22 protein-coding genes are annotated in these 25,930 nt (G+C 71.7%); 13 read left to right on the top strand and 9 right to left on the bottom strand.

All coding sequences use genetic code 11. The features are described from left to right. Positions 1-48: 48 nt before the first annotated feature. Positions 49-372: a heavy-metal-associated domain-containing protein gene (locus B1H19_RS15535; RefSeq protein ID WP_083105309.1), complete on the bottom strand. Its 324-nt coding sequence runs from the start codon at positions 370-372 to the stop codon at positions 49-51. Positions 373-522: 150 nt separating this feature from the next. Between B1H19_RS15535 and B1H19_RS15530 the strand changes: the two genes are divergently transcribed. Together B1H19_RS15530 and B1H19_RS15525 are read left to right on the top strand one after the other, a co-directional pair. Then, on the top strand, positions 523-1,257 hold the full coding sequence (locus B1H19_RS15530; RefSeq protein WP_083105308.1) for a DedA family protein: 735 nt from the start codon (positions 523-525) through the stop codon (positions 1,255-1,257). 40 nt (positions 1,258-1,297) lie between these two features. Next, positions 1,298-1,870 (top strand): GNAT family N-acetyltransferase, encoded by a 573-nt coding sequence (locus tag B1H19_RS15525; RefSeq protein ID WP_083105307.1) that lies wholly within the window; start codon positions 1,298-1,300, stop codon positions 1,868-1,870. Between the two features lie 91 nt (positions 1,871-1,961). Here the strand turns inward: B1H19_RS15525 and B1H19_RS15520 are convergent, their stop codons facing one another. Continuing rightward, positions 1,962-2,999, bottom strand: coding sequence for a Gfo/Idh/MocA family protein (locus B1H19_RS15520; protein ID WP_083105306.1), 1,038 nt, complete (start codon positions 2,997-2,999; stop codon positions 1,962-1,964). Between the two features lie 174 nt (positions 3,000-3,173). Between B1H19_RS15520 and B1H19_RS15515 the strand changes: the two genes are divergently transcribed. Further along, on the top strand, positions 3,174-4,211 hold the full coding sequence (locus B1H19_RS15515) for a LacI family DNA-binding transcriptional regulator (protein WP_083105305.1): 1,038 nt from the start codon (positions 3,174-3,176) through the stop codon (positions 4,209-4,211). Between the two features lie 19 nt (positions 4,212-4,230). Here the strand turns inward: B1H19_RS15515 and B1H19_RS15510 are convergent, their stop codons facing one another. The 5 genes from B1H19_RS15510 to B1H19_RS15490 form a co-directional block, all read right to left on the bottom strand. Next, a complete protein-coding gene (locus B1H19_RS15510) occupies positions 4,231-5,154 on the bottom strand; it encodes a 2-dehydropantoate 2-reductase (RefSeq protein WP_159028061.1) in 924 nt (307 codons plus the stop codon). Positions 5,155-5,206: 52 nt separating this feature from the next. Next, the gene (locus tag B1H19_RS15505; RefSeq protein ID WP_083105303.1) at positions 5,207-5,413 is read right to left on the bottom strand and encodes a MarR family transcriptional regulator; all 207 of its coding nucleotides are present in this window, start codon (positions 5,411-5,413) and stop codon (positions 5,207-5,209) included. Positions 5,414-5,787: 374 nt separating this feature from the next. Beyond that, on the bottom strand, positions 5,788-7,197 hold the full coding sequence (locus B1H19_RS15500; RefSeq protein WP_083105302.1) for a sugar porter family MFS transporter: 1,410 nt from the start codon (positions 7,195-7,197) through the stop codon (positions 5,788-5,790). A 2-nt stretch (positions 7,198-7,199) separates the two neighbouring features. Further along, positions 7,200-8,219 (bottom strand): Gfo/Idh/MocA family protein, encoded by a 1,020-nt coding sequence (locus B1H19_RS15495; protein WP_083105301.1) that lies wholly within the window; start codon positions 8,217-8,219, stop codon positions 7,200-7,202. A gap of 57 nt (positions 8,220-8,276) precedes the next feature. Next, positions 8,277-9,197 (bottom strand): sugar phosphate isomerase/epimerase family protein, encoded by a 921-nt coding sequence (locus B1H19_RS15490; RefSeq protein ID WP_083105300.1) that lies wholly within the window; start codon positions 9,195-9,197, stop codon positions 8,277-8,279. A gap of 330 nt (positions 9,198-9,527) precedes the next feature. Between B1H19_RS15490 and iolC the strand changes: the two genes are divergently transcribed. From iolC to B1H19_RS15460, 6 genes are all read left to right on the top strand, one after another. Continuing rightward, positions 9,528-10,520, top strand: coding sequence for a 5-dehydro-2-deoxygluconokinase (gene iolC, locus B1H19_RS15485; protein WP_083105299.1), 993 nt, complete (start codon positions 9,528-9,530; stop codon positions 10,518-10,520). A gap of 127 nt (positions 10,521-10,647) precedes the next feature. After that, the gene (locus B1H19_RS15480; protein ID WP_083105298.1) at positions 10,648-11,535 is read left to right on the top strand and encodes a Cgl0159 family (beta/alpha)8-fold protein; all 888 of its coding nucleotides are present in this window, start codon (positions 10,648-10,650) and stop codon (positions 11,533-11,535) included. Between the two features lie 66 nt (positions 11,536-11,601). Beyond that, positions 11,602-12,504: a 5-deoxy-glucuronate isomerase gene (gene iolB / locus B1H19_RS15475; protein ID WP_083105297.1), complete on the top strand. Its 903-nt coding sequence runs from the start codon at positions 11,602-11,604 to the stop codon at positions 12,502-12,504. Further along, positions 12,501-14,384, top strand: coding sequence for a 3D-(3,5/4)-trihydroxycyclohexane-1,2-dione acylhydrolase (decyclizing) (iolD, locus tag B1H19_RS15470; RefSeq protein WP_083105296.1), 1,884 nt, complete (start codon positions 12,501-12,503; stop codon positions 14,382-14,384). The genes iolB and iolD overlap by 4 nt, the downstream gene beginning before the upstream one ends. Positions 14,385-14,419: 35 nt before the next feature. Continuing rightward, on the top strand, positions 14,420-15,913 hold the full coding sequence (locus tag B1H19_RS15465) for a CoA-acylating methylmalonate-semialdehyde dehydrogenase (RefSeq protein ID WP_083105295.1): 1,494 nt from the start codon (positions 14,420-14,422) through the stop codon (positions 15,911-15,913). 230 nt (positions 15,914-16,143) lie between these two features. Beyond that, a complete protein-coding gene (locus B1H19_RS15460) occupies positions 16,144-17,277 on the top strand; it encodes a hypothetical protein (protein WP_083105294.1) in 1,134 nt (377 codons plus the stop codon). A gap of 426 nt (positions 17,278-17,703) precedes the next feature. Here B1H19_RS15460 and B1H19_RS15455 read toward each other — a convergent pair whose 3' ends face one another. Continuing rightward, positions 17,704-18,729, bottom strand: coding sequence for an alpha/beta hydrolase (locus tag B1H19_RS15455; protein WP_083105293.1), 1,026 nt, complete (start codon positions 18,727-18,729; stop codon positions 17,704-17,706). 254 nt (positions 18,730-18,983) lie between these two features. On the opposite strand from B1H19_RS15455, the gene B1H19_RS15450 reads away from it, so the two are divergent. Both B1H19_RS15450 and mreB read left to right on the top strand, forming a co-directional pair. Continuing rightward, positions 18,984-21,131: an FUSC family protein gene (locus tag B1H19_RS15450; protein ID WP_083105292.1), complete on the top strand. Its 2,148-nt coding sequence runs from the start codon at positions 18,984-18,986 to the stop codon at positions 21,129-21,131. A gap of 219 nt (positions 21,132-21,350) precedes the next feature. Continuing rightward, positions 21,351-22,502, top strand: coding sequence for a rod shape-determining protein (gene mreB, locus B1H19_RS15445; RefSeq protein ID WP_083105291.1), 1,152 nt, complete (start codon positions 21,351-21,353; stop codon positions 22,500-22,502). 48 nt (positions 22,503-22,550) lie between these two features. On the opposite strand, the gene B1H19_RS15440 is transcribed toward mreB, so the two are convergent. After that, the gene (locus tag B1H19_RS15440) at positions 22,551-23,342 is read right to left on the bottom strand and encodes a TetR/AcrR family transcriptional regulator (protein WP_237289318.1); all 792 of its coding nucleotides are present in this window, start codon (positions 23,340-23,342) and stop codon (positions 22,551-22,553) included. A gap of 205 nt (positions 23,343-23,547) precedes the next feature. Between B1H19_RS15440 and B1H19_RS15435 the strand changes: the two genes are divergently transcribed. Both B1H19_RS15435 and B1H19_RS37950 read left to right on the top strand, forming a co-directional pair. Continuing rightward, a complete protein-coding gene (locus B1H19_RS15435) occupies positions 23,548-24,837 on the top strand; it encodes an FAD-dependent monooxygenase (protein ID WP_083105290.1) in 1,290 nt (429 codons plus the stop codon). A 491-nt stretch (positions 24,838-25,328) separates the two neighbouring features. Further along, positions 25,329-25,889, top strand: coding sequence for a hypothetical protein (locus B1H19_RS37950; RefSeq protein ID WP_107426001.1), 561 nt, complete (start codon positions 25,329-25,331; stop codon positions 25,887-25,889). Positions 25,890-25,930: the final 41 nt, after the last annotated feature.

The raw sequence follows: 25,930 nt of genomic DNA, 5'->3' as shown, positions 1-25,930 counted from the left end.
CGATCGCGAGCTCGACCTGCGCCTGTGCGGGGGACACGGACATACGGGTCAGGCCCGGCCCACGAGCTCGTAGCCGGCCTCGTCGACGGCCGCGCGCACGGCCTCGTCGTCGAGCGGGGCGGTGGAGGTGACGGTCACCAGACCGGTGGCGGCGACGGCCTGCACCGAGGTCACGCCCTCGATCTCGTCGATCTCGGAGGAGACGGCCCCTTCGCAGTGGCCGCAGGTCATCCCGGTGACCCGGTATGTGGTGGTCACCTCGCCGGACGGGGCGGCGGACCCGGCACCGGTGCCGCAGGAGCCGCCGGGGGTGCAGCAGGAGCCGGTGGCCGGTGTGGCGGCTGCGTCGGGGGTGGCAGACGTGGCAGTCATGGGATTCTCCTCGTGGTGCCGATGTTCCGTCTTCACTTTATACCCCTAGGGGGTATCAATCCAAGCCCGGTCCGCCACGCGTTGCCGAGCGCACCGCCACGCGTCAGCCTTGGGGGTACGAACTCGGGGCGGATCCGAGGAGGCGGCCGGATGGATCTCATGGCCTACGGCCTGCTGGCACTCACCACCCTGCCACCGCTGGTCCCCAACTCCGCGCTCCTTGTCACAGCCGGAGTACTCGCCTCCCAGGGGCAGGCGCTCCTGCCGCTGATCCTGCTGATCGTCGCGGGCAGCGCGCTGCTGGGGGATGTGCTGATGTACCTCCTCGCGCGGCGGTTCGGCGGACCCGTACGGTCCTGGATGCAGCGCAGCCCCCGCCGCCGGGCGCTGCTGCAGTGGACCTCCGCCCATATCCAGCGCTACGGCCTGCCGTTCGTCATCGGCGTGCGGTTCCTGCCCAGCGGACGCATCGCCGGGGCGCTGGCCTCCGGGGTCCTGCGCTATCCGCTGCGCAAATATGTGATCGGCGCCGGCTTCGCCGAGGCGCTGTGGGCGACCTACTCCGTCGGCCTCGGCTACATGGGCAGCGCCGCCGCGGGCGATCCGCTCTACGCCGCGGGCATCGGCATCGGCGTCTCCTGCGCGGTCGCCGCGGCGGGGTCGGCCCTCCAGTGGATCTCGCGTCGCCGTGCCGCCGTGCGGGCATCGGCGGACGGGCGCGACCGGGCCGGAGCGGGCGGGGCGCACAAGGCGGCGGGGGACGGCGACGGGGGCGCGGGCGGGGCGGACGGCCGCGGCCGCCAACGCACCCCGAAGACCGCTCTGACCAGGGACTTCGACGTGGCGAACGGCCGTGGCGGCCGACCCCGCAGCCCGCTGTCCTAGTGGCGGCCGATTGTCAGTGGCAGGTCCTACCGTTGACTGCATGACGAGGGGAACAGGCGCACCTCGGGTGCGGATCGAGGAGTGGACGGCGGACGACATCGACCTGCTGCACAGGCTCAACACCCCGGTGATGACCGAGCATCTGGGCGGCCCGGAAACCGAGGCGCAGGTGGCCGCCCGGCACGCGCGGTATCTCGCGCTCGACGGGCCGGGGCGGATGTTCCGGGTGGTGCTGGCGGCGGACGGTACGGATACGGAGACGGGGCCGGGAGCAGCGGACGGCGGCCCGGCGGGCCGGGCCGGAGAGGCGGTGGTGGGCTCGGTCGGCTACTGGGAGCTCACCTGGCGGGGCGAGCGGGCGTATGAGACGGGCTGGGGAGTGCTGCCCGAGTTCCAGGGGCGCGGGATCGCGGCGGCCGCGGCGCGGGAGGTCATAGCCGTGGCCAGGGCCGAGGGGCGGCATCGTGCGCTGTATGCCTTCCCGTCGGTGGCGCATGCCGCGTCCAACGCCGTATGCCGCAAGGCGGGATTCGGCTTCCAGGAGGAGTGCGAGATCGAGTACCCCAAGGGGCGGCTGATGCGGGCCAACAACTGGCGGGTGGTGCTGGACTGACGGGGGACGGCCGGCAGTTGACAGCTGACGGTTGCCTGTTGCCGGCCGGCGGCGCGCGGTGGGGGTGCCGGCCGGCAACGGGCGGCGCGGCTCATGTGCCCGGCGCCGTACCGCCGTTACCGGCCGCGGTGCGGAGGTCCGCCACGGCGACCGGCTGCCCGGTCCGGCGGGAGCGGTCGCATGCCTCGGCGACATAGAGCGCCTCCAGCGCGTCGGCGGGCGGGCACGGGTTCGGCGCCCGCCCCGCCGCGACCTCGGCGAAGACGCCCAGCTCCGTGACGTACGCATCCTGGAAGCGCTCCATGAAGGTGGCGTACGGCGCGGCCGACCGCCGCCACGACAGCTCCGGCTCCGCGGACGGCAGCGGCGCCCGGTCGTCCAGGCCCACGAAGCGGGCGTCCTTGGAGCCGCAGACCTCCAGGCGGACGTCGTGGCCCGCGCCGTTGTAGCGGGTCGCGGTGACGGTGGCCAGGGTGTCGTCGTCGAAGCGCAGCAGCGCCGCGCAGGTGTCGACGTCGTCCCCGTCGGCGAAGAAGGACGCCCCGCGGTTGGCGCCCTGGGCGAAGACCGAGACCACCTCGCGTCCGGTCAGCCAGCGCAGGATGTCGAAGTCATGGATGCTGCAGTCCCGGAACAGCCCGCCGGAGGTGGGGATATAGGCGGCCGGCGGCGGCGTCCGGTCGCTGGTGCAGGCGCGCAGGGTGTGCAGCCAGCCCAGTTCGCCGGAGCGCAGCGCCCGGCGGGCGGCGCGGTAGCCCGCATCGAAGCGCCGCTGGAAGCCGATCTGCACGGGCACGCTCCCGGCCGCGGCCCGCTCCACCACGCCGAGGGTGCCGGGCACGTCCAGCGCCACCGGCTTCTCGCAGAACACCGGCACCCCGGCGTCCAGGGCCTGATGGATGAGCGCGGCGTGCGCACTGGTCGCGGCGGTGATCACCACGCCGTCCAGGCCCTCCGCGTACATCTCTGCGATGCCCGGGGCGGCCCGTACGCCGAGCGAGGCCGCCAGCGACGCGGCGCGGGCGGCGTCCGCATCCGCGACCACGAGGTCGGTGACGCCTTCCAGGTCGTGGAGGGTCGCGGCGTGGAATGCGCCGATGCGCCCGGTTCCGATCAGGCCGATCTTCATGGTCGGGTCCTCCCGCTGTAGGGTATTGGAACGGTCCAATGGCTCGCTTCCCCGGCACCTTGCATGTCCGGATGTCCGCATGTCAATCCTTGTGCACCAGGGGAGTTGAAGAGGACGTACGAGCCGCGGCCGGGCCGTTGACGCCACCGCGGCCCGATGGCAGGATCTCCGCCCATGGAACGGTCCAATGGGCCTCACGCCCCGACCATCCGCGGCGTCGCCGAGCGCGCCGGCGTCTCCAAATCCCTGGTCTCCCTGGTCCTCCAGGGCTCACCGCGGGTCAGCGACGCCAAGCGGCAGGCCGTCCTGGAGGCGATCGACGAGCTGGGCTACCGGCCCAACGCGGCGGCCCGCAGCCTGGTGGCGCGCCGTACGCACACCGTGGGCGTGCTGCTGGACGATCTGCGCAACCCCTGGTTCGTCGAGCTGCTGGACGGGCTGAACTCCGTCCTGTGTGCTCATGGCCTGCGCATGCTGATGGCCGACAGCCGGCTGGGCCGCCGTACCGGCGAGGACATCGCCCGGACGTTCCTGGAGCTGCGGGTGGACGGCGTGGTCGCGGTGGGCACGTTGCCCGACGCCGACACCGCCGCACTCGCCGAGCTGGCCGAGCGCCTGCCGACCGTCGTCGCGGGCAGCCACGACCCCCGGCTGCCCAGAGTGGACACCGTCGCCAACGACGACGAACGGGGCGCCCGGCTGGCCACCGAACACCTCATCGGGCTGGGCCACCGCCGGATCGCCCATATCGCCGGTCCGGGCAGCGTCGGCGAACTGCGCCGGCGCGGCTTCGAGGCGACGATGCGCGAGCACGGACTCGGCGGGGAGCCGACGGTCGAGCCGGGCGACGGCACCGAGGAGGGCGGCTACCGCGCGGCAGTCCGGATGCTCGGCGGACGCCCGGCCGCGACCCCCGAACGTCCCACCGCGGTCTTCGCCTTCAACGACTTCTCCGCCGTCGGCGCGCTCTCAGCCGCCCGGGAGCTGGGCCTGGAAGTGCCCCACGATCTCTCCCTGGTCGGCTGCGACAACACCTATCTCGCCCGCATCCGGCACCTGTGGCTGACCACCGTCGACAATGCGAGCCACGACGTGGGACGCCGCGCCGCACAGCGCCTCCTGGACCGTATGGAACACCCCGGACGGCCCGCCGACCACGGGCTGGCGGCGCCCTCCCTGGAGGTCCGCGGCTCCGCGGCGCCGCCCTCCTAGGGCGCACCCGGTGCCGGGCTCAGCCCCGTAGTTCGCGGTCGACCGCGCGCAGCAGGGTGAGCAGCATGCCGTTCAACGGGGTCGCGATGCCGTGCCGTTCACCGGCCCGGACCACCGCGCCGGTGAGGTACTCGTGCTCCATGGGGCGGCCCGCGAGGCGGTCGTAGAGCATGGAGGAACCTCCGTCGGGCGGCACCACCCGGTAGATCTCCAGGGTGTCGGCGACGTCCCGCTCGCCGATGTCCGCGCCCTCCGCCCGCGCCACGACCGCCGCCTCGCGCAGCAGATCGCCGGCGAGCGCGGCCATACCGGGATCGGCGAAGATGCCCATCCGCTGCTGGAGGAGGGCGGTGAGGGGGTTGGCCCCGAGGTTGGTGAGCAGCTTGCGCCAGGCGGCGGTGGTGAAGTCGGCGACCGGCCGCACCGTCGGCTCACCGCCCGCCAGCGCATCGGCGAACCGGTCGGCCAACGGGCCCGCGGGGACCTGGAGTTCGCTGGCGATGTGATGCCGGATCCGGCCCGGAGCCAGGCGTTCCGCGGCGATGTACGCCAGGGCCGGCAGGATCTCGGTGCCCTCCGGGACGTACGGGGCGACCCGCTCGCGGTGCCCGACGCCGTTCTGTACGACGACCACGGTGCTGCCCGGCCCGCACAGCCGCCGCAGCCAGCCCTCGGCGCTCGCGGTGTCCTGCGCCTTGGTGGTCAGCAGCACCCAGTCGACGGGCGCGACCTCGGCGGGCGCGGTGGCGATCCGTACCGCCGCCGTACGCTCCTCGCCGCCGGACTCGACGGTGAGGGTGTCCAGGGGGCTGCGCACGCACACGGTGACGTCGAGGCCGGACCAGTGGGCGAGGGCGGCGAGATAGCCGCCGATCGCGCCGGCACCGATCACCGCCATCCGGGCGGGCTGCGGAGGCGGGTCCTGCACTATCGGGTGGGTCATGCGGCGATCGTAGGCCCCGCGCCGGGCGGAGCCCACGAGCCGCGAGCGGCCGTCAGTCCGCCCGCGCGCGCCGGCTTCTGTGGCCGGGCCGGCGCGCCACCCAGGCTCTGACGGTATCGGCGAACCAGAACGGTTTGCCGCACTCCACGAGATCGGGCTCGGGCAGCAGCCCGTGTTTGCGGTACGAGCGCACGGTGTCCGGCTGCACCTGGATGTGTGCGGCGATCTCCTTGTAGGACCAGAGCATTCCGTCGATCATCTCTGTACCTCCTTGGCGCCGATCGCAGGGCCGGCCCGGGGAGCCGACGAGGTGCTGCGTACGACGTGTCGATCACTCACGGCTTGATGGCCATTCAGCCTGATGGCCCCTCAGCCCGTGCTCGGTCAACGACGCAGAGTGAGCATCGGGGAGGGGCTGTTGAACGGCTGTGACGGAAGATCCGCGCAACGGTGACAGCCGTGACGGGCATGGGACGGCTGTGACACAACGGTGGCGGGCCGCTCCCGGTTCCCGGCCGGGAGCGGCCCGCCATCTGGTGGTGCGGCCGGATACGAACGCTCTCCCTCAGGAAAAGGATCAGCGCCGACGAGAGGAACTCAGCGGCCGCGAAAAGAAAGCAGCCGACCCGGAATTCACGCCCCCGCAGCCCCCTTCCGCAGTTCGTCCTCCAGGTCTTCCAGGGCCAGCCCCTTCGTCTCCGGCGCATACCGCTTGCAGAAGAGCAGGGACAGCACGCACGCCACCCCGAAGAGCCAGAACGTGGTGCCGGCGCCGACCGCGTCCAGCAGCACCGGAAAGGTCAGCGCGACCGTGAAATTGATCAGCCACATCATGAATACCGCGGTCCCCATGGCCAGTCCGCGGACCGCGAGCGGAAACATCTCGGCGAGCAGCAGCCAGACGCCGGTGTTCAACGTGGCCTGCATAAAGGCCATGTAGAGAACCATCAGCCCCAGGACGAGAATGCTGACGGCGGGGGAGTGCGGAAGCCGGAATGCCGCGCCGAGCAGCGCGAGGGAGAACGCCATTCCGGCCAGGCCCGTGATCAGCATGGGGCGGCGGCCCACCCGGTCGATCAGCGACATTCCGACGGCGGTGGCGAGGACGGAGACGACGCCGACGGCAATGGTGGCGGTGATTGCGGCATTGGTGCCCAGTCCCGTCGCGGCGAGAATCTTGGGCGCGAAATAGATGACGGCGTTGACGCCGGTGATCTGCTGGACGACCGCCAGTCCGACGCCCACCAGGAGCAGCCGCCGGATCCACGGGGTGCGCAGTTCCTGCCAGGCGCCGCGCCGGGCGGCGGCCTCCAGGCCGCGGGCGTGGTCGATCCGGGCCAGTTCGCCGGCGACCTCCTCGGCCGGGAGCGTACGGGCCAGCACCGCGCCCGCCTCGTCCCGGCGTCCCTTGCTGATGTACCAGCGCGGCGTGTCCGGCAGGAAGAACAGTCCGGCGAACAGCGCCACCGCGGGCAGCGCCGCCAGGCCCAGCATCCAGCGCCAGGCCGCCCAGTGCGCGAGCACGGCGTTGATGAGGTAGGCGAGCAGCTGACCGCTGACGATCATCAGGGAGTTGAAGGAGACCAGCCGGCCGCGGATGTGCGGGGGCGCGATCTCCGACAGATACAGCGGGGTGATGACCGAGGCGCTGCCCACGGCGAGGCCCAGGACGAACCGGGCCACGGCCATGAACGGGACGGTGGGCGCGAGCGCCACGGCCAGCGCGCCGCCGATGAACACCGCGCCCGCCCACAGCAGGGAGGTGCGCCGCCCGAGCGCATCGGACATCCGCCCGCCGGCCAGCGAGCCGAAGGCGGCGCCGATCAGCAGGGCGCTGGTGATGACGCCCTCGCCCAGGGAGCCGAGGCCGAAGTGCCGCTCCATGAAGGGCAGGGCGCCGGAGACGACCCCGGTGTCGTAACCGAACAGGGCGCCGCCGAGGGCGGCTATGGCAGCGATGCCGACGAGGAAACGCCGGGTGCGACGGGCCGGGGCGCTCCGGAGCGGCCCGTCGGACGCCAGTCGGCGGGTGGGGGTCGCCATCGTCAGCGGTACAGCGCGGGACGCTCGACCAGTTCCACGGCGACCCGTTCGCCGGACTCCTGGGCGCGCACGCCCGCCGCGCACACCGCGGCCGCCGCATAGCCGTCCCAGCAGCTGGGACCCTCGACCTCGCCGCGCCGGGTGGCGTTGACCCAGTGCTGCACCTGCCGGTCGTACGCCTCCTCGAAGCGCTCGACGAAACCGGGGGTGATGGCGCCGCCCCAGTGGCCGGCGGTGTTGACGAAGACCCCGTGGTCGTCGCCGATCCGGGCCGTACCGCCCTCGCACACCGCCTCGCACCCGACCTGGTAGCCGAAGCCGCAGGTGACGAAGAGTTCGGTGTCCACGAGCCGGCCGCCCGCGGTCTCGAAGAGGATCAGCTGCGGGTCGCTCAGCCCTTCCGCCGCGTTGGCGGAGGGGGCCGGGCGCAGCACCCGTACGGCGGTGATCTCGTCGTCCAGCAGCCAGCGGGTGACGTCGATCTCGTGCACCGCGGAGTCGTGGATCGTCATCGCGTCGGTGAAGCCCGGTGGGGTGTCGGCGTTGCGGTGCTTGTTGTGCAGCATCAGCGGGCGGCCGTAGGCGCCCCGGTCCAGGAGGGCCTTGAGCCTTCGGTAGTCGGCGTCGTAGCGGCGCATGAAGCCCACCTGGACACGGCGGTGGCCCAGCTTCTGCTCGGCCTCCATGACGCGCAGCGCGGACGCCGGATCGGGGGTGAGCGGTTTTTCGCACAGCACGGGAAGATCGTGGTCGAAGGCGGTGAGCAGTGCGGCTTCGTGGGCGGGTCCGGGGGAGGCGATGAGGACGGCGTCCACGGCCGGGTCGGCCATCGCGGCGGCCGGGTCCGTATAGGGCACGGCGCCCTCGATGCCGTCGGCGACGGTTTTGACGCGGGCCTCGTCGATGTCCACGACGGCGGCCACCCGGGCGCCGCTGATCACCTCGTCGATACGGCGTACGTGGTCGGCGCCCATCCGGCCGGTGCCGATGACGGCCACGCCCAGCGTTCCCTGCGAAGTCATGTCGTCCCTCAAGTCTTCGTGTGCGGCGGTTCGTTACGGGCTGATGCGGGCCGCGGCTCAGGCGCCGCAGGAGCGCAGAAAGCGCCGGGTGCGCTCGGCGATGGGGTACGGCTGGTCCGGCGGGCAGGGGTACATGTCCTGCTCGACGATGGCGAAGAGGTCGACGTCCAGCTCCTGGGCGGCCTCCAGGACGGGCGGCAGCGCCGGGACGCCGAGCGGCGGTTCGCACATCACGCCCTGCTTGACCGCCGGGCCGAAGGGCGTGCCCTTGGCGACGACGTCGGCGAGGATGTCCGGGTCGACCTGCTTGAGGTGGAGGTAGCCGATCCGCTCGCCGTAGGTGCGGATCAGTTTGACGCTGTCGCCGCCGCAGTAGGCGTAATGCCCGGTGTCCAGGCAGAGGTTGACCAGCCCGGAGTCGGTGCCGTCCAGGAAGCGGGCGACATGCTCCTCGGTGTCGATATGGGTGTCGGCGTGCGGGTGCACCACGATCTCCAGGCCGAATTCGTCCTGGACCCGCTTGCCCAGCCACTGCATGCCGGTGGTCAGGTGCTTCCACTGCTCCACGGTCAGCTCGCGCGGCTCCAGCTCCTCGGCGGTCTTGTCGTCGCGCCAGAAGGAGGGGATGACGACCAGGTGGCGGGCGTCCATGGCCCGGGTGAGGGTGGCGACCTCGTTGACGTGGGCCCAGGTCTTCTCCCAGGCGTCCGGGCCGTGGTGCATCGAGGTGAAGATCGTGCCGGCGGAGACCTTCAGGCTGCGGCGGGCGATCTCCTCGTGCAGGACGGCGGGGTCGGTGGGCAGATAGCCGTACGGGCCGAGCTCGATCCACTCGTAACCGGCGTCGGCGACCTCGTCCAGGAAGCGCTGCCAGGGGACCTGCTGCTCGTCGTCGGGGAACCACACGCCCCAGGAGTCGGGGGCGGAACCGACGCGGATGCGGTCCAGAACGGGCGAGGCGGCACGGGGTGCGGACATGCTGCGGCTCTCCTCTCGCCGGTCGGCGGTGACCGGGAGGCGCTGGGGGCTGGTCGGGGGGCGGGTTGTGGGGCTCAGCCTCGCTGGCGCCCCGGGGAGTGTCAAGACTTCGTCCTGACATAAGGACTTAAGGACTTTGTCATGCGGGCGCGGTGCCGTCCGTCTCGGCGCGGATCCCGGCGTCCCGGTGCGGGCCCCGGTGTGGGGCGCGCAAGGAGTGACGTCAGAATGTAAGGACAAACTGTTGACAGGGTCTGATCCACACCGTTAGACCTTTCCTCAGAGCCGAACCGCCCAACCCGCCGCGCCGGCCGACCCGAAGGGGCGCATATGACCGAGCCGTACGACCTGATCACGATGGGCCGCATCGGGGTCGACATCTATCCGCTCCAGACCGGCGTGCCGCTGGCCCGGGTGGAGACCTTCGGGAAGTTCCTGGGCGGCTCCGCGGCCAACGTGGCCGTCGCCGCGGCCCGGCTCGGTCGCCGCAGCGCCGTCATCACACGCACCGGAACCGACCCGTTCGGCGACTATCTCCACCAGGCGCTGCGGGACTTCGGCGTGGACGACCGGTGGGTGAGCCCGGTGGCGGACCTCCCGACGCCGGTCACCTTCTGCGAGATCTTCCCGCCGGACGACTTCCCGCTCTACTTCTACCGCCGCCCCAAGGCCCCCGACCTGGTCATGCACCCCGAGGAACTGGACCTGGACGCCATCACGGCGGCCCGGATCTTCTGGATCACCGGCACCGGGCTGTGCGAGGAACCCAGTCGCGGCACCACCCTCGCCGCCCTGGAGGCCCGCGCCCGGTCCGGCATCACCGTCTTCGACCTCGACTGGCGGCCGATGTTCTGGGGCGGCGAGGGCGGCGCCTCCGGGGACGGCGGGGCGCGCGGCGCCGAGGCCAGGGCCACCGCCCGCCCGTTCTACGAAGCGGCGCTGCGCCACGCCACCGTGGCGGTGGGCAATGTCGACGAGGCCGAGGTCGCCACCGGGCTGCGCGACCCCAAGTCCTGCGCCAAGGCGCTGCTGGACATGGGCGTGGAGCTGGCCGTCGTCAAACAGGGGCCCAGGGGCGTGCTGGCCGTCCACCGGGACGGCCGCAGCGCCGAGGTCCCGCCCACCCCGGTCGAGGTCGTCAACGGGCTCGGCGCCGGCGACTCCTTCGGCGGGGCCCTGTGCCACGGGCTGCTGGCCGGCTGGGACCTGGAGCGGACCATGCGCTACGCCAACGCCGCCGGCGCCCTCGTCGCCACCCGGCTGGCCTGCTCCTCCGCGATGCCCACGGCCGAGGAGGTCGATGCCTTTCTCGCCGAGAGGTAGCCCGACGGCCGCGGGGTGAGCGCCCCGGGCCCGCTTCGCCCGGTGGCGGCCGACGCCCCGGAGCCACCCCACGGCCGCGTCCGCCCCGGCCGCCCCACCCCTGTACGTGAAGAAGGTGAGTTGAGCCTTGACCCCTCGGATCAGCGACCTCCCGGCGCTCCGGGCCCGGCACCCCGAAGCCGTCGCGGAGGCCGCCGCCCGCCGCACCCGCCGCCCCCTGCTCGGCGAGCGCGGCCGGCTGATGATCGTCGCCGCCGATCACCCCGCCCGCGGCGCGCTCGCCGTCGGCGACCGGCAACTGGCCATGGCCAACCGCCTCGACCTGCTCGAACGCCTGGTCCTCGCGCTCTCGCGGCCCGGCGTGGACGGCGTCCTCGCCACCGCCGACATCCTGGAGGACCTGCTCCTCCTCGGTGCCCTCGACGGCAAGGTCGTCATGGGATCGATGAACCGCGGCGGCCTCGCGGGCGCCTCCTTCGAGATGGATGACCGCTTCACCGGCCACCGCCCCGAGGACCTCGCCCGGCTCCGCTTCGACGCCGGCAAACTGCTGCTGCGCATCGACTTCGGCGACCCCGGCTCGCTGACCACCCTGGAGACCACCGCCCGCACCATCGACGCGATGGCCGCCCTCGGACTGCCCACCTTCGTCGAACCGTTCGTCTCCCGCCGGATCGACGGCGTGGTCCGCAACGACCTGAGCGCCGAGGCGGTCACCAGATCCGTGGCCATCGCCTCCGGCCTGGGCGGCACCTCCGCCTACACCTGGCTCAAACTCCCGGTCACCGACGACCCCGACGCGATGGCCCGGGTCTGCGAGACCTCCACGCTGCCCACCGTCCTGCTCGGCGGCGACATCGGGCGGACCGTCGAGGACCAGGAGGCCGCGTACGAGAAATGGCGCAAGGCGCTGCGGCTGCCGACCGTGCACGGGCTGGTCGTGGGCCGCTCGCTGCTCTACCCCGCCGACGGGGACGTGGCGGCGGCCGTCGACACCGCCGTCGGCCTTCTGTGACCCCCGAATCCGCCGGAATCCGCCGGACTTCACTGACTGTCAGTGGTGGGTAGGAGACTTGGAGTTATGAGCGCTGAGAACACGGAATTCCACGTCAAGGCGGGGCGGGCGGCCGACGGTCCCTACGCCCTGGACATCGACCCCGAGCGGGCCGGCTGGGGGTATTCCTCCCTCCGCGTCCTGGATCTGCCGCCCGGCGCCGGCCATTCCTTCGCCACCGGGGACAGCGAATGGATCGTGCTGCCGCTGTCCGGCGGCTGCACGGTGCGCACCGACGACGGCGAGATCTTCGAACTGGCCGGCCGGGAGAGCGTGTTCAGCGGGGTGACGGACTTCGCCTACGTCCCGCGCGACGCCCACGTCCAGATCGCCGCCGGCGCCGGCGGGCGATTCGCGCTCACCGGCGCCCGCTGCACACGGCGCCTCCCGGCCCGCTACGGACCCGCCTCCGCCGTCCCCGTGGAGCTGCGCGGCACGGGCACCTGCTCCCGCCAGGTCAACAACTTCGCCGCCGCGGACGTCTTCGAGGCCGACAAGCTGATCGCCGTGGAGGTGCTCACCCCCGGCGGCAACTGGTCGTCCTACCCGCCGCACAAGCACGACGAGTGCCGCCCGGGGGAGGAGTCCGAGCTGGAGGAGATCTACTACTTCGAGATCGAGTCCGCGCACGGCACGGCAGGCGTCGGCTATCAGCGCGTCACCCCGTCCGGCCGCGGCCGCGGCACCGAGGTGCTCGCCGAGGTGCGCAGCGGCGACGCCGTGCTGATCCCGGACGGCTGGCACGGCCCGTCCATCGCCGCCCCCGGGCACGCCATGTACTACCTCAACGTGATGGCCGGGCCGGGCGACGAACGCGCATGGCTGATCTGCGACCACCCCGACCACGGCTGGATCCGCGCCACCTGGCCCGAGCAGCCCGTCGACCCCCGCCTCCCCCTCTACGAAGCACCCGCAGGAGCCGCCCGATGAACGCCCCGACGACGCGCCGCCGCACGGTCGCCCAGGCCCTGGTGGAGTTCCTCGCCCACCAGTACACCGAGCGCGACGGCCGGCAACACCGCCTGATCAACGCCTGCTGGGGCATCTTCGGCCACGGCAACGTCGCCGGAATCGGCCAGGCCCTCCTGGAGTCCGGCGAGGCCCTCCCCTATCTCCAGGGCCGCAACGAACAGGCCATGGTGCACGCCGCCGTCGGCTACGCCCGCCAGTGCGACCGTCTCTCCGCCCAGGCCGTCACCACCTCCATCGGGCCCGGCGCCACCAACCTCGTCACCGGCGCCGCGCTCGCCACCGTCAATCGCCTGCCCGTCCTGCTGCTGCCCGGCGACAGCTTTGCCACCCGCCTCGCCGACCCGGTCCTCCAGCAGCTCGAAGTCCCCTCCGCCGGCGATGTGTCGGTCAACGACGCGCTGCGCCCGGTCTCCCGGTACTTCGACCGGATCACCCGCCCCGAGGCGCTGATCCCCGCCGCCCTCCAGGCCATGCGGGTGCTCGCCGATCCGGTGGAGACCGGCGCCGTCACCCTCGCCCTGCCGCAGGACGTCCAGGCCGAGGCGTACGACTGGCCCGAGGAGTTCTTCGCCGACCGCATCTGGCGCATCACCCGCCCCGCGCCCGACCCCCGCGCCCTCGCCGATGCCGTACGGGCCGTCCGCGCCGCCCGCCGCCCCCTGCTGATCGCGGGCGGCGGCGTCCACCACTCCGAGGCCGAGGACGCGCTGCGCGCCTTCGCCGACACCACCGGCATCCCCGTCGCCTCCACCCAGGCCGGCAAGGGCTCGCTGCGCCACGACCACCCCGCCGACGTCGGCGGCATCGGCCACACCGGCACCGCCACTGCCGACGCCCTGGCCCGCGAGGCCGACCTGGTCATCGGCGTCGGCACCCGCTACACCGACTTCACCACCGCCTCCGCCACCCTCTTCGCCGACCCCGAGGTCCGCTTCCTCAACCTCAACATCGCCTCCTTCGACGCCCACAAGCTCGGCGCCGTCTCCCTGATCGCCGACGCCCGCGCCGGACTCGAAGCGCTCACCCGGGCGCTGTCCGGCCACCGCGTGGCCCAGGACTACGAGGCGGCCTACGGCGCGGCCAAGGCGGAATGGGAGCGCCGGGTGGACGCCGCCTACGCCGCCGCGGACGAGACCGTACGGCCCTCCCAGACACAGGTCCTCGGCGCTCTGGACGCCCTCGTCGACGACACCGACATCGTGATCAACGCCGCCGGCTCCCTCCCCGGTGACCTGCACAAACTCTGGCGCGCCCGGTCCCGCAGGCAGTACCACCTGGAATACGGCTACTCCTGCATGGGCTATGAGATCCCCGCCGCCCTCGGCGTCCGGCTCGCCGCCCCCGACCGGCCGGTGTGGGCGCTGGTCGGCGACGGTACATATCTGATGAACCCCACTGAGATCGTCACCGCGGTCCAGGAAGGCATCAACATCACCCTCGTCCTCATCCAGAACCACGGATACGCCTCCATCGGCGGGCTCTCGGAGCAGACGGGCGGCGAGCGCTTCGGCACCGCCTACCGCTTCCGCGCCAAGGACGGGAGATACACCGGCGCGCCGCTGCCCGTGGATCTCGCCGCCAACGCCGCCTCGCTCGGTATGCACGTCCTGCGCGCCGCCACGGTCGGCGAGCTGCGCGCGGCGCTCGCCGAGGCGCGTGGCGCGAACCGCCCCACATGTGTCTATGTCGAGACCGAAACGGCCGACACAGTGCCGGGCGCGCCCGAGGCCCAGGCCTGGTGGGATGTACCCGTTGCCGAGACCGCGACGCGTCCGGCCGCGGTCGCCGCCCGCGCAGCGTACGACCGCCACGCCGCCGCACGCCGTCGCCACCTGTGACAACCGCTCGCCTCACCGTACGAAAGGCCCCGACAATGAAGACCATCAGCCACTGGATCGGCGGCAAGCCCGTCGAGGGCGCCTCCGGCAACTACGGCCCGGTCTACAACCCGGCCACCGGTGCCCAGGAGAAGCAGGTCGCCTTCGCCTCGGTCGAGGAGGTCGACGCGGCCGTCCGCGCCGCCAAGGAAGCGTTCACGACCTGGGGCACCAGCTCGCTGGCCAAGCGCACCTCGGTGCTGTTCAAGTACCGCGAACTGCTCGATGCGCACCGCGAGGAGATCGCCCGGCTGATCACCGCCGAGCACGGCAAGGTGCACTCCGACGCCCTCGGCGAGGTGGCCCGCGGCCTGGAGATCGTCGAGCTGGCCTGCGGAATCCCCGAGAAGCTCAAGGGCGAGCTGTCCACCCAGGTCTCCACCCGCGTCGATGTGGCCGCCATCCGCCAGTCGCTCGGCGTCGTGGCCGGCATCACGCCGTTCAACTTCCCGGCCATGGTGCCGATGTGGATGTTCCCCCTCGCCATCGCCTGCGGCAACACCTTCGTCCTCAAGCCCAGCGAGAAGGTGCCCAGCGCCGCCTTCAAGCTGGCCGAGCTGGCCGCCGAGGCGGGCCTGCCCGACGGGGTGCTGAACGTTGTCAACGGCGACAAGGTGGCCGTCGACGCCATCCTGGAGCACCCGGACATCGCCGCGGTCTCCTTCGTCGGCTCCACCCCGATCGCCCGGTACATCCACACCACCGGCACCGCCAACGGCAAGCGCGTCCAGGCCCTGGGCGGCGCCAAGAACCACATGCTGGTCCTCCCGGACGCCGACCTCGACCTGGCCGCGGACTCCGCGATCAACGCGGCCTACGGCTCGGCGGGCGAGCGCTGCATGGCGATCTCCGTGGTCGTGGCCGTCGGCGACACCGCCGACCCGCTGATCGGCAAGATCAAGGAGCGTGCCGACAAGCTGCGCATCGGCCCCGGCGACGACCCGGCCTCCGAGATGGGCCCGCTGATCACCAAGGTCCACCGCGACAAGGTCGCCTCCTACGTCACGGGCGCCGCGGCCCAGGGCGCCGACGTCGTCATCGACGGCACCGGCTACACCGTCGAGGGCTACGAGGACGGCCACTGGATCGGCATCTCGCTGCTGGACCACGTCACGCCCGAGATGGACGCCTACCGCGACGAGATCTTCGGCCCGGTGCTCTCCGTCGTCCGCGTCGACACCTACGACGACGCCATCGCCCTGATGAACAACTCGCCCTGGGGCAACGGCACCGCCATCTTCACCCGGGACGGCGGCGCGGCCCGCCGCTTCCAGCTCGAGGTCGAGGCCGGCATGGTCGGCGTCAACGTCCCGATCCCGGTGCCGGTCGGCTACCACTCCTTCGGCGGCTGGAAGGACTCGCTCTTCGGCGACCACCACATCTACGGCAACGACGGCGTGCACTTCTACACCCGCGGCAAGGTCATCACGACCCGCTGGCCCGACCCGTCGGATGGTGGCATCAACCTGGGCTTCCCCCGCAACCACTGACACCCCGCCGGGCCCCGTCCGGCCCGCACCGGACCCCCTGCCGGCCCTCGCCGGAAGGGGGTCCGCCCCTTCCCAGCCCCCGCGCAGCTCCGGGGGAGACCGAGGATGGCCGGATTGCTACCGTGCTCCGTTGGCAGAACACCGACATGTCGGCGTGTCCACACGCCGGCGAGCACCGCACCGGCACGGCGGCGGAGCACACATCTCCAGGGGGACCTATGCACCAACCCATGGCGCTCGCCAAGGGTGCCCGTATCACCGGCGGAATCATCTGCCTGCTGTTCTTCCTCTGGACCGCCATCTGGCTGGTCACCGATATCAACGCGTTCGGTATCGACGGCCTCTGGGACACCTGGACCGCCCGGCGCGGCGCCGGCCGGGACGAGGTCACCAACCCGCTCCTGCTCGGCCTCGCCGTCCTTCAGCTGACGGCGGTGTTCGCGGCCCTCGCAGGAAAGCGCTCGGCCGGCGGCCTGCTCGCCGTCGCCACCACCCTCACCTTCGCCGTCGCCCTCCAGACCGTCATCAGCACCGGACAGCACACCAGCGACGACCGGTGGTTCCGCAACGCCGACACCTACTCGTCGACGTTCAAGGGCGTTTTCGTCAGCTGCATGGGGCTGGTCCTCCTCTCCTTCGTCGCCGGGATCGTGCTGCTGGCCGGTATGCGCGCCTGGCCGCAGCCGAAGCCCAGCGACCCGCCCAAGCGCCCCCTCAAGGCGGCGGGTGTGGTCTGCGGTCTGCTGCTCGGGGTGATGGCGCTGTGCTACGTCATCTGGCACATCTATGTACTGGTGCAGTTCGGCAGCGGCTCGCTCACGGCCTTCTACCTCGGCCAGGGCGGCTTGCTCACCTCCCTGACCCAGCTGGCCCCCGGCTGGTACTCGGCGGTCTTCCTGCTGCTGACCGCGGTAGCCGCGCTCAACGCCCTGCTGCGCGGCAACGCCGCCCGCGGCCTCGGCATCGGCCTGGGCATCGTGCTGTTCCCCAACGCCGTCCTGGCCGTCATCGCCATGGCGAGCACCGGCACGCTCTTCAAGATCGGCAACGAATTCCCGGGCATGGACCTCCTCAACCACGCCCAGCTGCTGCTGGATCTTTTCGGCTCGGTGGCGCTGGTGGCGCTGCTGGGCCGGGGCGAAGCGGTCGCCCCGGGGTGGTCCCCGCCGATGGCTCCGCTGATGGCTCCGCCGATGGCCCCGCCCGGTGTGCCCATGGCTCCGCCTGGTCCGCCGATGGGTGGTCCGCCCATGGCTCCGCCCTGGGCTCCGCCTGTGCCGATGGCTCCGCCGGGGCCGCCGATGGCTCCGCCCGGGCCGCCGATGGCTCCGCCGCAGGGTGGGTTTGGGCCGCCCCAGTCGTGACATTGCCGGGTGCGGCGCCGTGTTTGTTGCGGTGTTTTGTGCCCCGCCTGGCGGCGGGATCGGGGTGGGTTTCGGGGTTGGTCGCCTGCTGTGTGGTGTGGGTGCGGGGCCGGTCTTCCACGACTTCGTCGCTCCAGCCCGGCCCCTCCCGTCCGGTTCGGCGACCGCCCCGGGGTGGGGGTTACCTGGTGGGTTTCCCTGAGTCTTCACCCGGCGGCCGTCGTTTGTACCTTCCTCCCCCTGGCCGGGAGGTCGACGACGGTGGGGAGGCGGCGGGCTGTAGGGACGAAGTCCTGGAGGCCTGACGCCGCACCCACACCGGGTGCACACGACCGCGGCGGCCGACCCACCCCCGCCCGCCGAAGGCGGGCAAAGCGCAACCCCCACGGCGCCGCAGACGACAACGTGGGGAGAAACCCAACAACGTCAGGCCGTAGGCCCCCGCATGTGGGCGCTGACCCACTGCATCGTGCCCTCGCCCATGCCCTGGACATACGTCGCCGCGCTGTGTGTCCCGTTCGGGATGATCTGGAAGCGTGTCGTGATGGGCCCGTGGCCGTACTGGGCGATGAAGCGGCGCACCTTGGGCAGGATGGTGTACTCCTTCGAGCCGTCCTGGAAGGCCAGATAGACCTTCGGCCCGCCGCGGGCTATCAGCCGGCGGGCCAGGACCTCGGGGTTGTTCTCCCGCTCCTCGCGAGCGTGGCCGTTCCAGAGGGGGGAGTCGGGCACGATGTCGGGGCCGTTGGGGATGGCCACCTTGAACGTTTCGGGGTTCTGCAGCACGTTCTTCAGCGCCGCGAACCCGCCCGACGAAGAGCCCATGATCGCCCAGGCGTCGCGGGTCTTGAGGGTGCGGAAGTTCTGCCGTACGAGATCGGGCACGTCCTTGCTCAGCCAGGTGCCGATCTTGGGCTGGCCGGGGATATCGCTGCCGTCGTAGTACTGCTTGTCATTGGGGTTGAGCACCGGCATGACGAGGATGAACGGCAGGCTGGTGCCGTTCTGCGACCACTGGGCGAGGCTCTCCTCCAGCTTGAGGTCGGAGCCGATCCAGTAGTTGACCGGGTATCCGTAGGCGCCGGGGAGCGCCTCCATCACCGGGAAGCCCTTGTTCGCGTTGCGCTTCTCGTAGTACTCCGGCGGCGCCCACACCCATACCTTCCCGGTGAAGCCCGACTTGGGGCCGTGCAGGGTGGTCACGCCGATCGGGGTGTTCCGGCCGGCGCCGCCGACCCGGCTCTCCTCCCTGAACGTGATCGGCCGGGTGGGGAACTGCACCAGGGACCGCTTGTTCTTCTCCGGCGCCGAGGCCTGCGAGGCGGTGCCCGGCCCGGGGTCGGCGAACCGTACCGGGGCCGCCTTGGGCGTGTCGGTCCCGCAGCCGGCCGTACTGGCGAGAACGGTCAGGGTGATCAGGGCGACCACCGGGGTGAACAGGGCTTTGCGCACGACGCCTTCTCCTTGCCGATGCGACCGGGTCGAGCCCCGGTCGGCCAGCAAGAGGGGAGGGCGCGGCGGGAAGTTTCCTGCGTGAGGTGTCGGATTCGTCGCACCGGACCGCGAAATTCCGGGCACACGGCCCTGACCTGTGACGTTTTACGGTCAGCGGACACCAGGTTTACCGTCATTTTCCCGGTACAGGCGGCGCGGGCGGGCCGGTCAGGGACCCCGTTCCTCAGCGTATCCGCCCGTATTCTCTCGGTATGACCTGGTCCAGCGCGCTGAAGCAGACCGCCCGCTCCGGACTGACCATCGAGCGCGCCAAGCTCACACCGGTGATCGCGGTGCGCGGTGCGGCCGGCGTGGCCCTCGTCATCGGGGTGTGTCTGTGGCGCGGCAGTCCGGCCCTGGCGGTCTCCTCCGCCTTCGGCGCCTTCGCCTCCGGGCTCGTCACCTTCCAGCGCAGTATGCGGCCCCGGCCCGTCCTGGCGCTCGCCGTCGCCGGTGCCCTGGCCGTCTCCACCTTCCTCGGCTATCTGGTCGCCGCCCACCTCCCGGCCTTCGTGGTGCTCCTCGCCGGCTGGACCGTGCTCGCCGGGATGGCCTGGGCGATCGGCCCGGTCTCCGGCCTGGCAGGCACCCTGACGGTGGCGATCATGCTGGTCACCGTCACCCTGCCGACCTCCGTCCTGGAGGCGCTGCAACACGCCGCCCTGATCTTCTGCGGCGGTCTCGTCCAGGCCGCGCTCATCCTCGTCTTCCCGGTCCGGCCCTGGGGGGTGCAGCGCGATGCGCTCGCCGATGCGCTGGCCGCCGAGGCCGACTACGCCCGCCGGCTGCGACAGGACCCGGTGGCACCCTTCGACCCGGCGCCCCTGATGGACGCCCGCCTCGCCTCCGCGGTGACGCCCCGTCAGGCCCGGCGACGCCCCGTCCAGCTGCACGGTCCCCGGGGCCTGGCCGAACGCGTCCGGCCGGTGCTCGCCTCCCTCGCCGACCCGGTCGTCGGCGCCCCGGCCGAGGGCCCCGAACGCGACCGCGCCCGCGACCTCCTCCAGGCCGCGGGCACCGTCCTGGACGCCGTCGCGCACGCCGTACGGCATGACAGTCCGGTACGCCTGCCGCCCGAGGCGATGGCCACACTGGAGGTCCCCGCCTCCGGCCCGATGCTGCACGGCGCCGCCCGCCGCTCCGCATACCGCCTGATCTCCCTGCTCGCCGACGCCGTCGAACTCACCGACGAGCCCGTCCAGGCCACCCGCCCCACCACCGAGGCGGAACGCGGGCCGGGCGGGCGGGAAGAAGGCAGCCATCTGCTGCGCCCCAGCGTCCCCCGGCTCGTCCCGGTCGCCCTGCGCGCCCTGCACCGCGAGACCCGCTGGTCCTCGCCCATTTTCCGGCACGCCCTGCGGGTCGGCACGGTCGCCGTCTGCGGCTATCTCCTGGGCGCCGCCCTGCCGTTCGGCCACGGCTACTGGGTGCCGCTGACCTCCGTGATGGTGATGCGCCCCGACTTCGGCCAGACCTATGCGCGCGGGGTGGCCCGTTTCATCGGCACCCTCGTCGGCGTCACCGTCAGCGGCGGCCTGCTGGCCCTTGCCCACCCCGGGCCGAATGTCTGCGCCGGGCTCGCCGTCGTCTTCGTCTTCCTGATGTACCTGCTGATGCGCACCGGCGTCTCGGTCACCTCGGCCTGCGTGGCCGGTTACGTCATCTTCCTGCTGGGCATCGCCGGGGAGGGCTGGACCCAGACCGTCGAGGAACGCGTGGTGCTCACCCTCCTCGGCGGGCTGCTCGCGATGCTGTCGTACGCGCTGTTCCCCGCCTGGGAGACGCCCAGGCTGCGCGACCGCCTCGCCGAATGGCTGACGACGAACGGGCGTTATGCGCTGGCAGTGCTGGACCGTTACGCCCGTCCCGCCGAAGGCCGCCCCCGCCAGGTCCGCGAGGCCCTCCTCGACGCCCGTGCGGCCCGCGCCGCCTGGGAGGAGAGCGTGGCCCGCGCCGAAAAGGAACCCGTACGCCACCGCGGCCTCTCCCGCACCGCGGCTACCGCCGCCGGCGCCGCGCTGGCCACCATGGGCCGGGTCACGATGATCATGGAGGCTCACCTTCCCGGCAAGGACGCCGAACCGTCCCCCGGCGCCGCCGCCTTCGCCGCCGAACTCCGCCCCGCCCTTGAACGCGCCGCGCACGCCGTACGGGAACGCGACCGGCTGGACTGGAGCGCGCTGCGTGCCGTATGGGAGCGCTGGGACGCGGAATCTGCCGGCCAGGGCGTCGCATTGCGCGCCGCGGGCCTCCTCGTGGACGCCCTCGATGACCTCGCGGCGGCCCTCTCCCGGGGGCGCGGCGGGCACAGACGAGCGGTGGACGGAGGAGCGGAGGGAACTATTCCGCCCGCCCAGTAGTCTTCTTGAGTGCCCGCAATGGACGTCATTGGATATCAATGTGTATCAATGAGCGGCATTCACCTTTGGTGACCCAATAGGTCCGTCTGCGTCACAATGCCCGAAGACCGTTCCCGAGGCGACCGTCCCCGCGGCGTTCGCTCCCCGGTCGGTCGTCGTCCAAGTCGATCGTCCCCCGGACGATCGTTGTCCCGTCGAGAGAGAGCACCCGAACTCCCCATGGCGTCCAGCACTTCCTCGAGAACGTCGTCCGGCACCTCCGCCGACCGGTCCGGCGCCTACGACATCGGCATCGACCTCGGCACCGCCAACACCCTGGTCTACGCCCGCGGCAAGGGCGTGGTGCTGAACGAACCGTCCGTCGTCGCCGTCAGCGCCACCGGCGAGATCATCGCCGTCGGATCGGACGCCAAGCGCACCATCGGCCGCACGCCCTCCGGGATCAGCGCGATGCGCCCGCTGCGCGAGGGCGTCATCGCCGACTTCGACGCCGCCGAGCAGATGCTGCGCGCCCTGCTGAAGAAGGCCCTGCCCACCCGCCGTTTCGCCCGGCCCCGGGTGGTCATCTGCGTACCCTCCGGCATCACCGGAGTCGAGCGCCGTGCGGTGATCGACTCCGCCCGCAGCGCCGGTGCCCGCGAGGTCCATCTGATCGAGGAGCCGATGGCCGCCGCCATCGGTGCGGGCCTGCCCGTCGACGAGCCCGTCGGCTGCATGGTGGTCGACATCGGCGGCGGCACCACCGAGGTTGCCGTCGTCTCCATGGGCGGCCTGGTCACCGCCCAGTCCGTACGGATCGCCGGCGACGCCCTGGACGCCGCCATCGCCGCGCACATCAAGAAGAAGCATGCGCTGTCCATCGGCGAACGCACGGCGGAGGACATCAAGATCGCCATCGGCTCGGCGGTCCGGATCCCCGCTCCCCGTACCGCCCCTGACGACGACGGTGACGGCGACGGGGAGGGCGACGGTGCCGATACGGCGCCGCCCCGTACCTCCTTCACCGTCCGCGGCCGCGACCACATCACCGGGCTGCCCCGCCTCCAGGAAATCACCGAGGACGAAATCCGCGACGCCCTCACCGAGCCGGTCGACGCCATCATCCGCGCCGTCCACCAGACCCTCGACGCCTGCCCGCCCGAACTCTCCGGCGACATCATCGAGAACGGCATCGCACTCACCGGCGGCGGCGCCCTGCTACGCGGCCTGGACCTGCGACTGCACCAGGAGATGGGCGTCCCGGTGACCGTCGCCGACCAGCCGCTGGACTGCGTCGTCAACGGCACCGCCAAATGCGTCGACGAATTCGCCGCACTGCGCGGCCTGCTGGCGGGTGCGAAGGAACGGCCGCGCAGGACGGTGCGGTTGTGAAACCGCCGCCCACGAGGCGGCGGCGGTAAAGGGGCCGCTGACCAACGCTCAGGCGGTCGGTCGGCGCCGGCGTCCCCGGGCAGGGGCGGGGGCCTTCGCCCGCCGGGCGATATGCGCCTCCAGGCCGTCCAGGATGCGCTCCAGCCCGAACTCCAGGGACTGGTCGCGGGAATCGGTCTCCTCGGCGGAGGCGAGAGCGGCGGTGAGCGCCGGGAAGCGATCGGAACGCCCGATGAGCAGCTCGTTGAGGGCCGCGGCCATCACCTGCTCAGGCTCCTTGGCCTGCGCACTGCTCAGCCCCATCGACGCCGAGATCTGGGTGATGGCCCGGACGTGGCCGGTCACGACGACCACGGCGTCCAGCTGTTCGCCGCCGTTCAGGCCGGTGTCCGACAGGGCGCCGAGGGCGCGTTCGGCCCAGTCGAGCTCATGGGGCCCCATGACGCGCGGGCCGACGGTCGCCTCCAGCAGCCAGGGGTGGCGCCGGAACGCCGCCGCCAACTGCTCGGCCCATTCGCGCAGCGCGGTCCGCCAGTCGCCGCCGGCCGCCGCCGGAGGTTCGCCCATGGCCGTGTCGACCATCAGCGCCACCAGCTCCGTCTTGCCCGGGACATAGCGGTACAAGGACATCTTGGTGAAGTCCAGTTCGCCCGCGACCCGCTGCATGGAAACCGCCCCGAGCCCGCCGGCGTCGGCAAGGGCCATGGCCGTACGGATGATCCGCTCCAGGCTCAGCGCCGGCTTCGGACCACGGCTGGGCCGCTCGCGCCCGCCCCACAGCAGCTCCACGCTGCCGGCCTGATCCCCGAACACGCTGCGCTTCTCGTCGTCTCCAGACACCCCCGCATCCTAAAACCGCCTCCGGCCCCGCCCCCGAACCCGCTTCCTAGTCTGCCTCCCGTTCGGGAAGTTCCCCGCATCCGTTTCCAGGACTGTTTCCAGGGTACACAAATAAGTGTCCGGCGGATATGGTATCCATCAGACGCAGTTTCTGACGGTCGGGCCGGCAACGGCGAACCGACCGCTACACAAGGGGGAGCGAGCAGTGCGGAACGGAACGGCGAATGAAACGGCGAATCCCGCGGACCGACCCCGGACGGTCCTGATCTCCGGCGCCAGCGTGGCGGGCCCCGCCCTGGCGTACTGGCTTGCGCATTACGGCTATCGACCCACCGTGATCGAGGTGGCCCCGGCCCTGCGCGGCGGCGGCTTCGCCGTGGACTTCCGGGGCGAGGTGCATACGTCCGTGCTGGAGCGCATGGGCCTCCTGGACGAAATCGGCCGACGAGCCACCGGCGGCAGCCCGATGTCCTTCATCGATGCCGAAGGCCGCCAACTGGCCGCACTGCCACCGGAGTTCGCCGGAGGAGAGGTGGAGATTCTCCGCTCGGACCTCTCCCGCATCCTCTTCGACCACAGCCTGCGTGCCCCCGCCGACGAGACCGGCTCCGCCACGCGCGCCACCAGCGCCTCCACCGCTTACCTCTTCGGCGACACCATCACCTCCCTGACCGAGTCCGACGACGGCGTCCACGTCACCTTCGAGCGGGCCCCGGCGCGCACATTCGACCTCGTCGTCGGCGCCGACGGGCTGCACTCCACGGTCCGCCGGCTGGCCTTCGGCCCGGAGCGGGACTTCGTCAGCCACCTCGGCTACTACGTGGCCGGTTGGGACCTGCCCGCCGACGCCACCGACCTCGGTGCCCGCCCGGTCGGCTACTCCGAGCCCGGCCGGCTGGCCACCGTCGGCCGTACGCCTCGGCGCGCACACGATCCGGGCTACACGGGCGAGACCTTCTGCGTCTTCGCCTCGGAGCAGGAGCTGTCTTACGACCGGCGCGATCCGAACGCCCAGAAGAAGGCCATAGCCGAGGCGTATACGGGATGCGGCTGGCGGACGCCGGAGCTCATCGACACCCTGTGGGCCGCGGACGACCTCTATTTCGATTCCATCAGCCGAGTCGATGTGCCCCACTGGTCCACCGGCCGGATCGTCCTCCTCGGCGACGCCGCATACGGTGCCACGGTGGGCGGCATGGGCACCGGCTCCGCGCTGGTCGGCGCCTATGTCCTGGCGGGCGAACTGGCCCTGGCGGCGGGCGATCACCGCACGGCCTTCGCCCGTTACGAACAGCAGCTGCGCCCCTATGTGACCCCCTGCCAGGAAGGCGGCCGTGGCACCGGCGAATTCCTGGCCCCGGCCACCCAGGAGGCCATCGACGCGCGTAACGCCGCCCTGAACGACCCCGCCACGGTCCGCGCCATGCTCGATCAGGGGACCACTCTCTCCACCGGCATATCCCTTCCCGATTACGCGGCTCTGGCCGCGCCCTGAGCTCTGGGCAGGCAGACGGCCTGTGGCGCCTCGAAAGGGCACGCAGGGCAAGAGAGTTGCGCCCACTGTCGTAAATATGACTACCAAGAGCGCCGCTCAATTGTGGTCAATGAGCAAAAGGGTGACGGCGTATCGGCCCCCGTGACCCTCCCATGGGGACATCTCGTTGCCCCTGCGGAAGGGGCAACCGCAAGCCCTATCGGCAGACCTCGTCAACGGGCCAATCGACGAGCCGAATCAATAAGCCCATGAATGCGCCCAATGAATGAGTTCAGGGAGGGGATGTGACATGACATTCGGGCTGTTTCGGCAGATCGCATCCCGCGGTTCGGGTGATGACCCGCGTAGCACGCCCGAGTTGCGCCCGGTATCGGCCGACACGAGGTGCATAGTGCAGTGAAATCCCAAATGACTACTTTTAGTGTGTATATGCTCACAATAAGTAGTCACGTCAGGGCTCCCTGCACATGTCATGAAGGGTCAAGGGTTCCATGCGCAAACTCCAGCACGTCGCGGTCGTCGTCGTAGCCGTCGCCGGTCTGTCCACCCTCGGTACCGGCATCGGCTTCGCCGACGGCGAGTTCCAGGGTTCCTCTCACGGTCCGCAGGTCGCTGCATGGGCCACGTCGCAGTCCGCTGCCGGGGCCACGGCGACGGGCGGCAACTCGTACGCGCCGCACGAGGCCCCGCAGGCCATGGCCCCGCAGCCGGCGCCGCAGCCCGCCCCGCAGTTCTATGCTCCGCAGCCGGCCCCCCAGCCCGCGCCCCAGCCCCAGGTCATGGCTCCGCAGCCGGCGCCGCAGCCGGCCCCGCAGGTCATGGCTCCCCAGCCCGCTCCGGAGAGCTACGGGGACCACCGGAAGGGCAAGGACGTCGACATCAGCCAGCAGACCAAGTGCAAGTCGCACGACCTGAACATCAACATCCTCGGCCAGGTCGGCCTCCTGAACGGCGCGCTGGGTAACGCGCTGAACGGCAAGGGCCACCCGGGCAAGCAGGAGACCCGCCAGGGTTCGAGCATGGGCTGCAACAACTACGCCCTCAGCAAGTAATGGCAAGGGGTCCCGGTGTCCGAGCCGTTGGCACGGGCACC

It is taken from the genome of Streptomyces gilvosporeus, from assembly GCF_002082195.1.
Classification (GTDB): Bacteria; Actinomycetota; Actinomycetes; order Streptomycetales; family Streptomycetaceae; genus Streptomyces; species Streptomyces gilvosporeus.
The sequence above is the reverse complement of the archived record's forward strand: the minus strand, read 5'-3'. Positions and strand labels throughout refer to the sequence as shown.

Coding starts and splice junctions, on each gene's coding strand:
- B1H19_RS15535 (WP_083105309.1), bottom strand. CDS start 372: ATGACTGCCACGTCTGCCACCCCCGACGCAGCCGCCACACCGGCCACC.
- B1H19_RS15530 (WP_083105308.1), top strand. CDS start 523: ATGGATCTCATGGCCTACGGCCTGCTGGCACTCACCACCCTGCCACCG.
- B1H19_RS15525 (WP_083105307.1), top strand. CDS start 1,298: ATGACGAGGGGAACAGGCGCACCTCGGGTGCGGATCGAGGAGTGGACG.
- B1H19_RS15520 (WP_083105306.1), bottom strand. CDS start 2,999: ATGAAGATCGGCCTGATCGGAACCGGGCGCATCGGCGCATTCCACGCC.
- B1H19_RS15515 (WP_083105305.1), top strand. CDS start 3,174: ATGGAACGGTCCAATGGGCCTCACGCCCCGACCATCCGCGGCGTCGCC.
- B1H19_RS15510 (WP_159028061.1), bottom strand. CDS start 5,154: ATGACCCACCCGATAGTGCAGGACCCGCCTCCGCAGCCCGCCCGGATG.
- B1H19_RS15505 (WP_083105303.1), bottom strand. CDS start 5,413: ATGATCGACGGAATGCTCTGGTCCTACAAGGAGATCGCCGCACACATC.
- B1H19_RS15500 (WP_083105302.1), bottom strand. CDS start 7,197: ATGGCGACCCCCACCCGCCGACTGGCGTCCGACGGGCCGCTCCGGAGC.
- B1H19_RS15495 (WP_083105301.1), bottom strand. CDS start 8,219: ATGACTTCGCAGGGAACGCTGGGCGTGGCCGTCATCGGCACCGGCCGG.
- B1H19_RS15490 (WP_083105300.1), bottom strand. CDS start 9,197: ATGTCCGCACCCCGTGCCGCCTCGCCCGTTCTGGACCGCATCCGCGTC.
- iolC (WP_083105299.1), top strand. CDS start 9,528: ATGACCGAGCCGTACGACCTGATCACGATGGGCCGCATCGGGGTCGAC.
- iolB (WP_083105297.1), top strand. CDS start 11,602: ATGAGCGCTGAGAACACGGAATTCCACGTCAAGGCGGGGCGGGCGGCC.
- iolD (WP_083105296.1), top strand. CDS start 12,501: ATGAACGCCCCGACGACGCGCCGCCGCACGGTCGCCCAGGCCCTGGTG.
- B1H19_RS15465 (WP_083105295.1), top strand. CDS start 14,420: ATGAAGACCATCAGCCACTGGATCGGCGGCAAGCCCGTCGAGGGCGCC.
- B1H19_RS15460 (WP_083105294.1), top strand. CDS start 16,144: ATGGCGCTCGCCAAGGGTGCCCGTATCACCGGCGGAATCATCTGCCTG.
- B1H19_RS15450 (WP_083105292.1), top strand. CDS start 18,984: ATGACCTGGTCCAGCGCGCTGAAGCAGACCGCCCGCTCCGGACTGACC.
- mreB (WP_083105291.1), top strand. CDS start 21,351: ATGGCGTCCAGCACTTCCTCGAGAACGTCGTCCGGCACCTCCGCCGAC.
- B1H19_RS37950 (WP_107426001.1), top strand. CDS start 25,329: ATGCGCAAACTCCAGCACGTCGCGGTCGTCGTCGTAGCCGTCGCCGGT.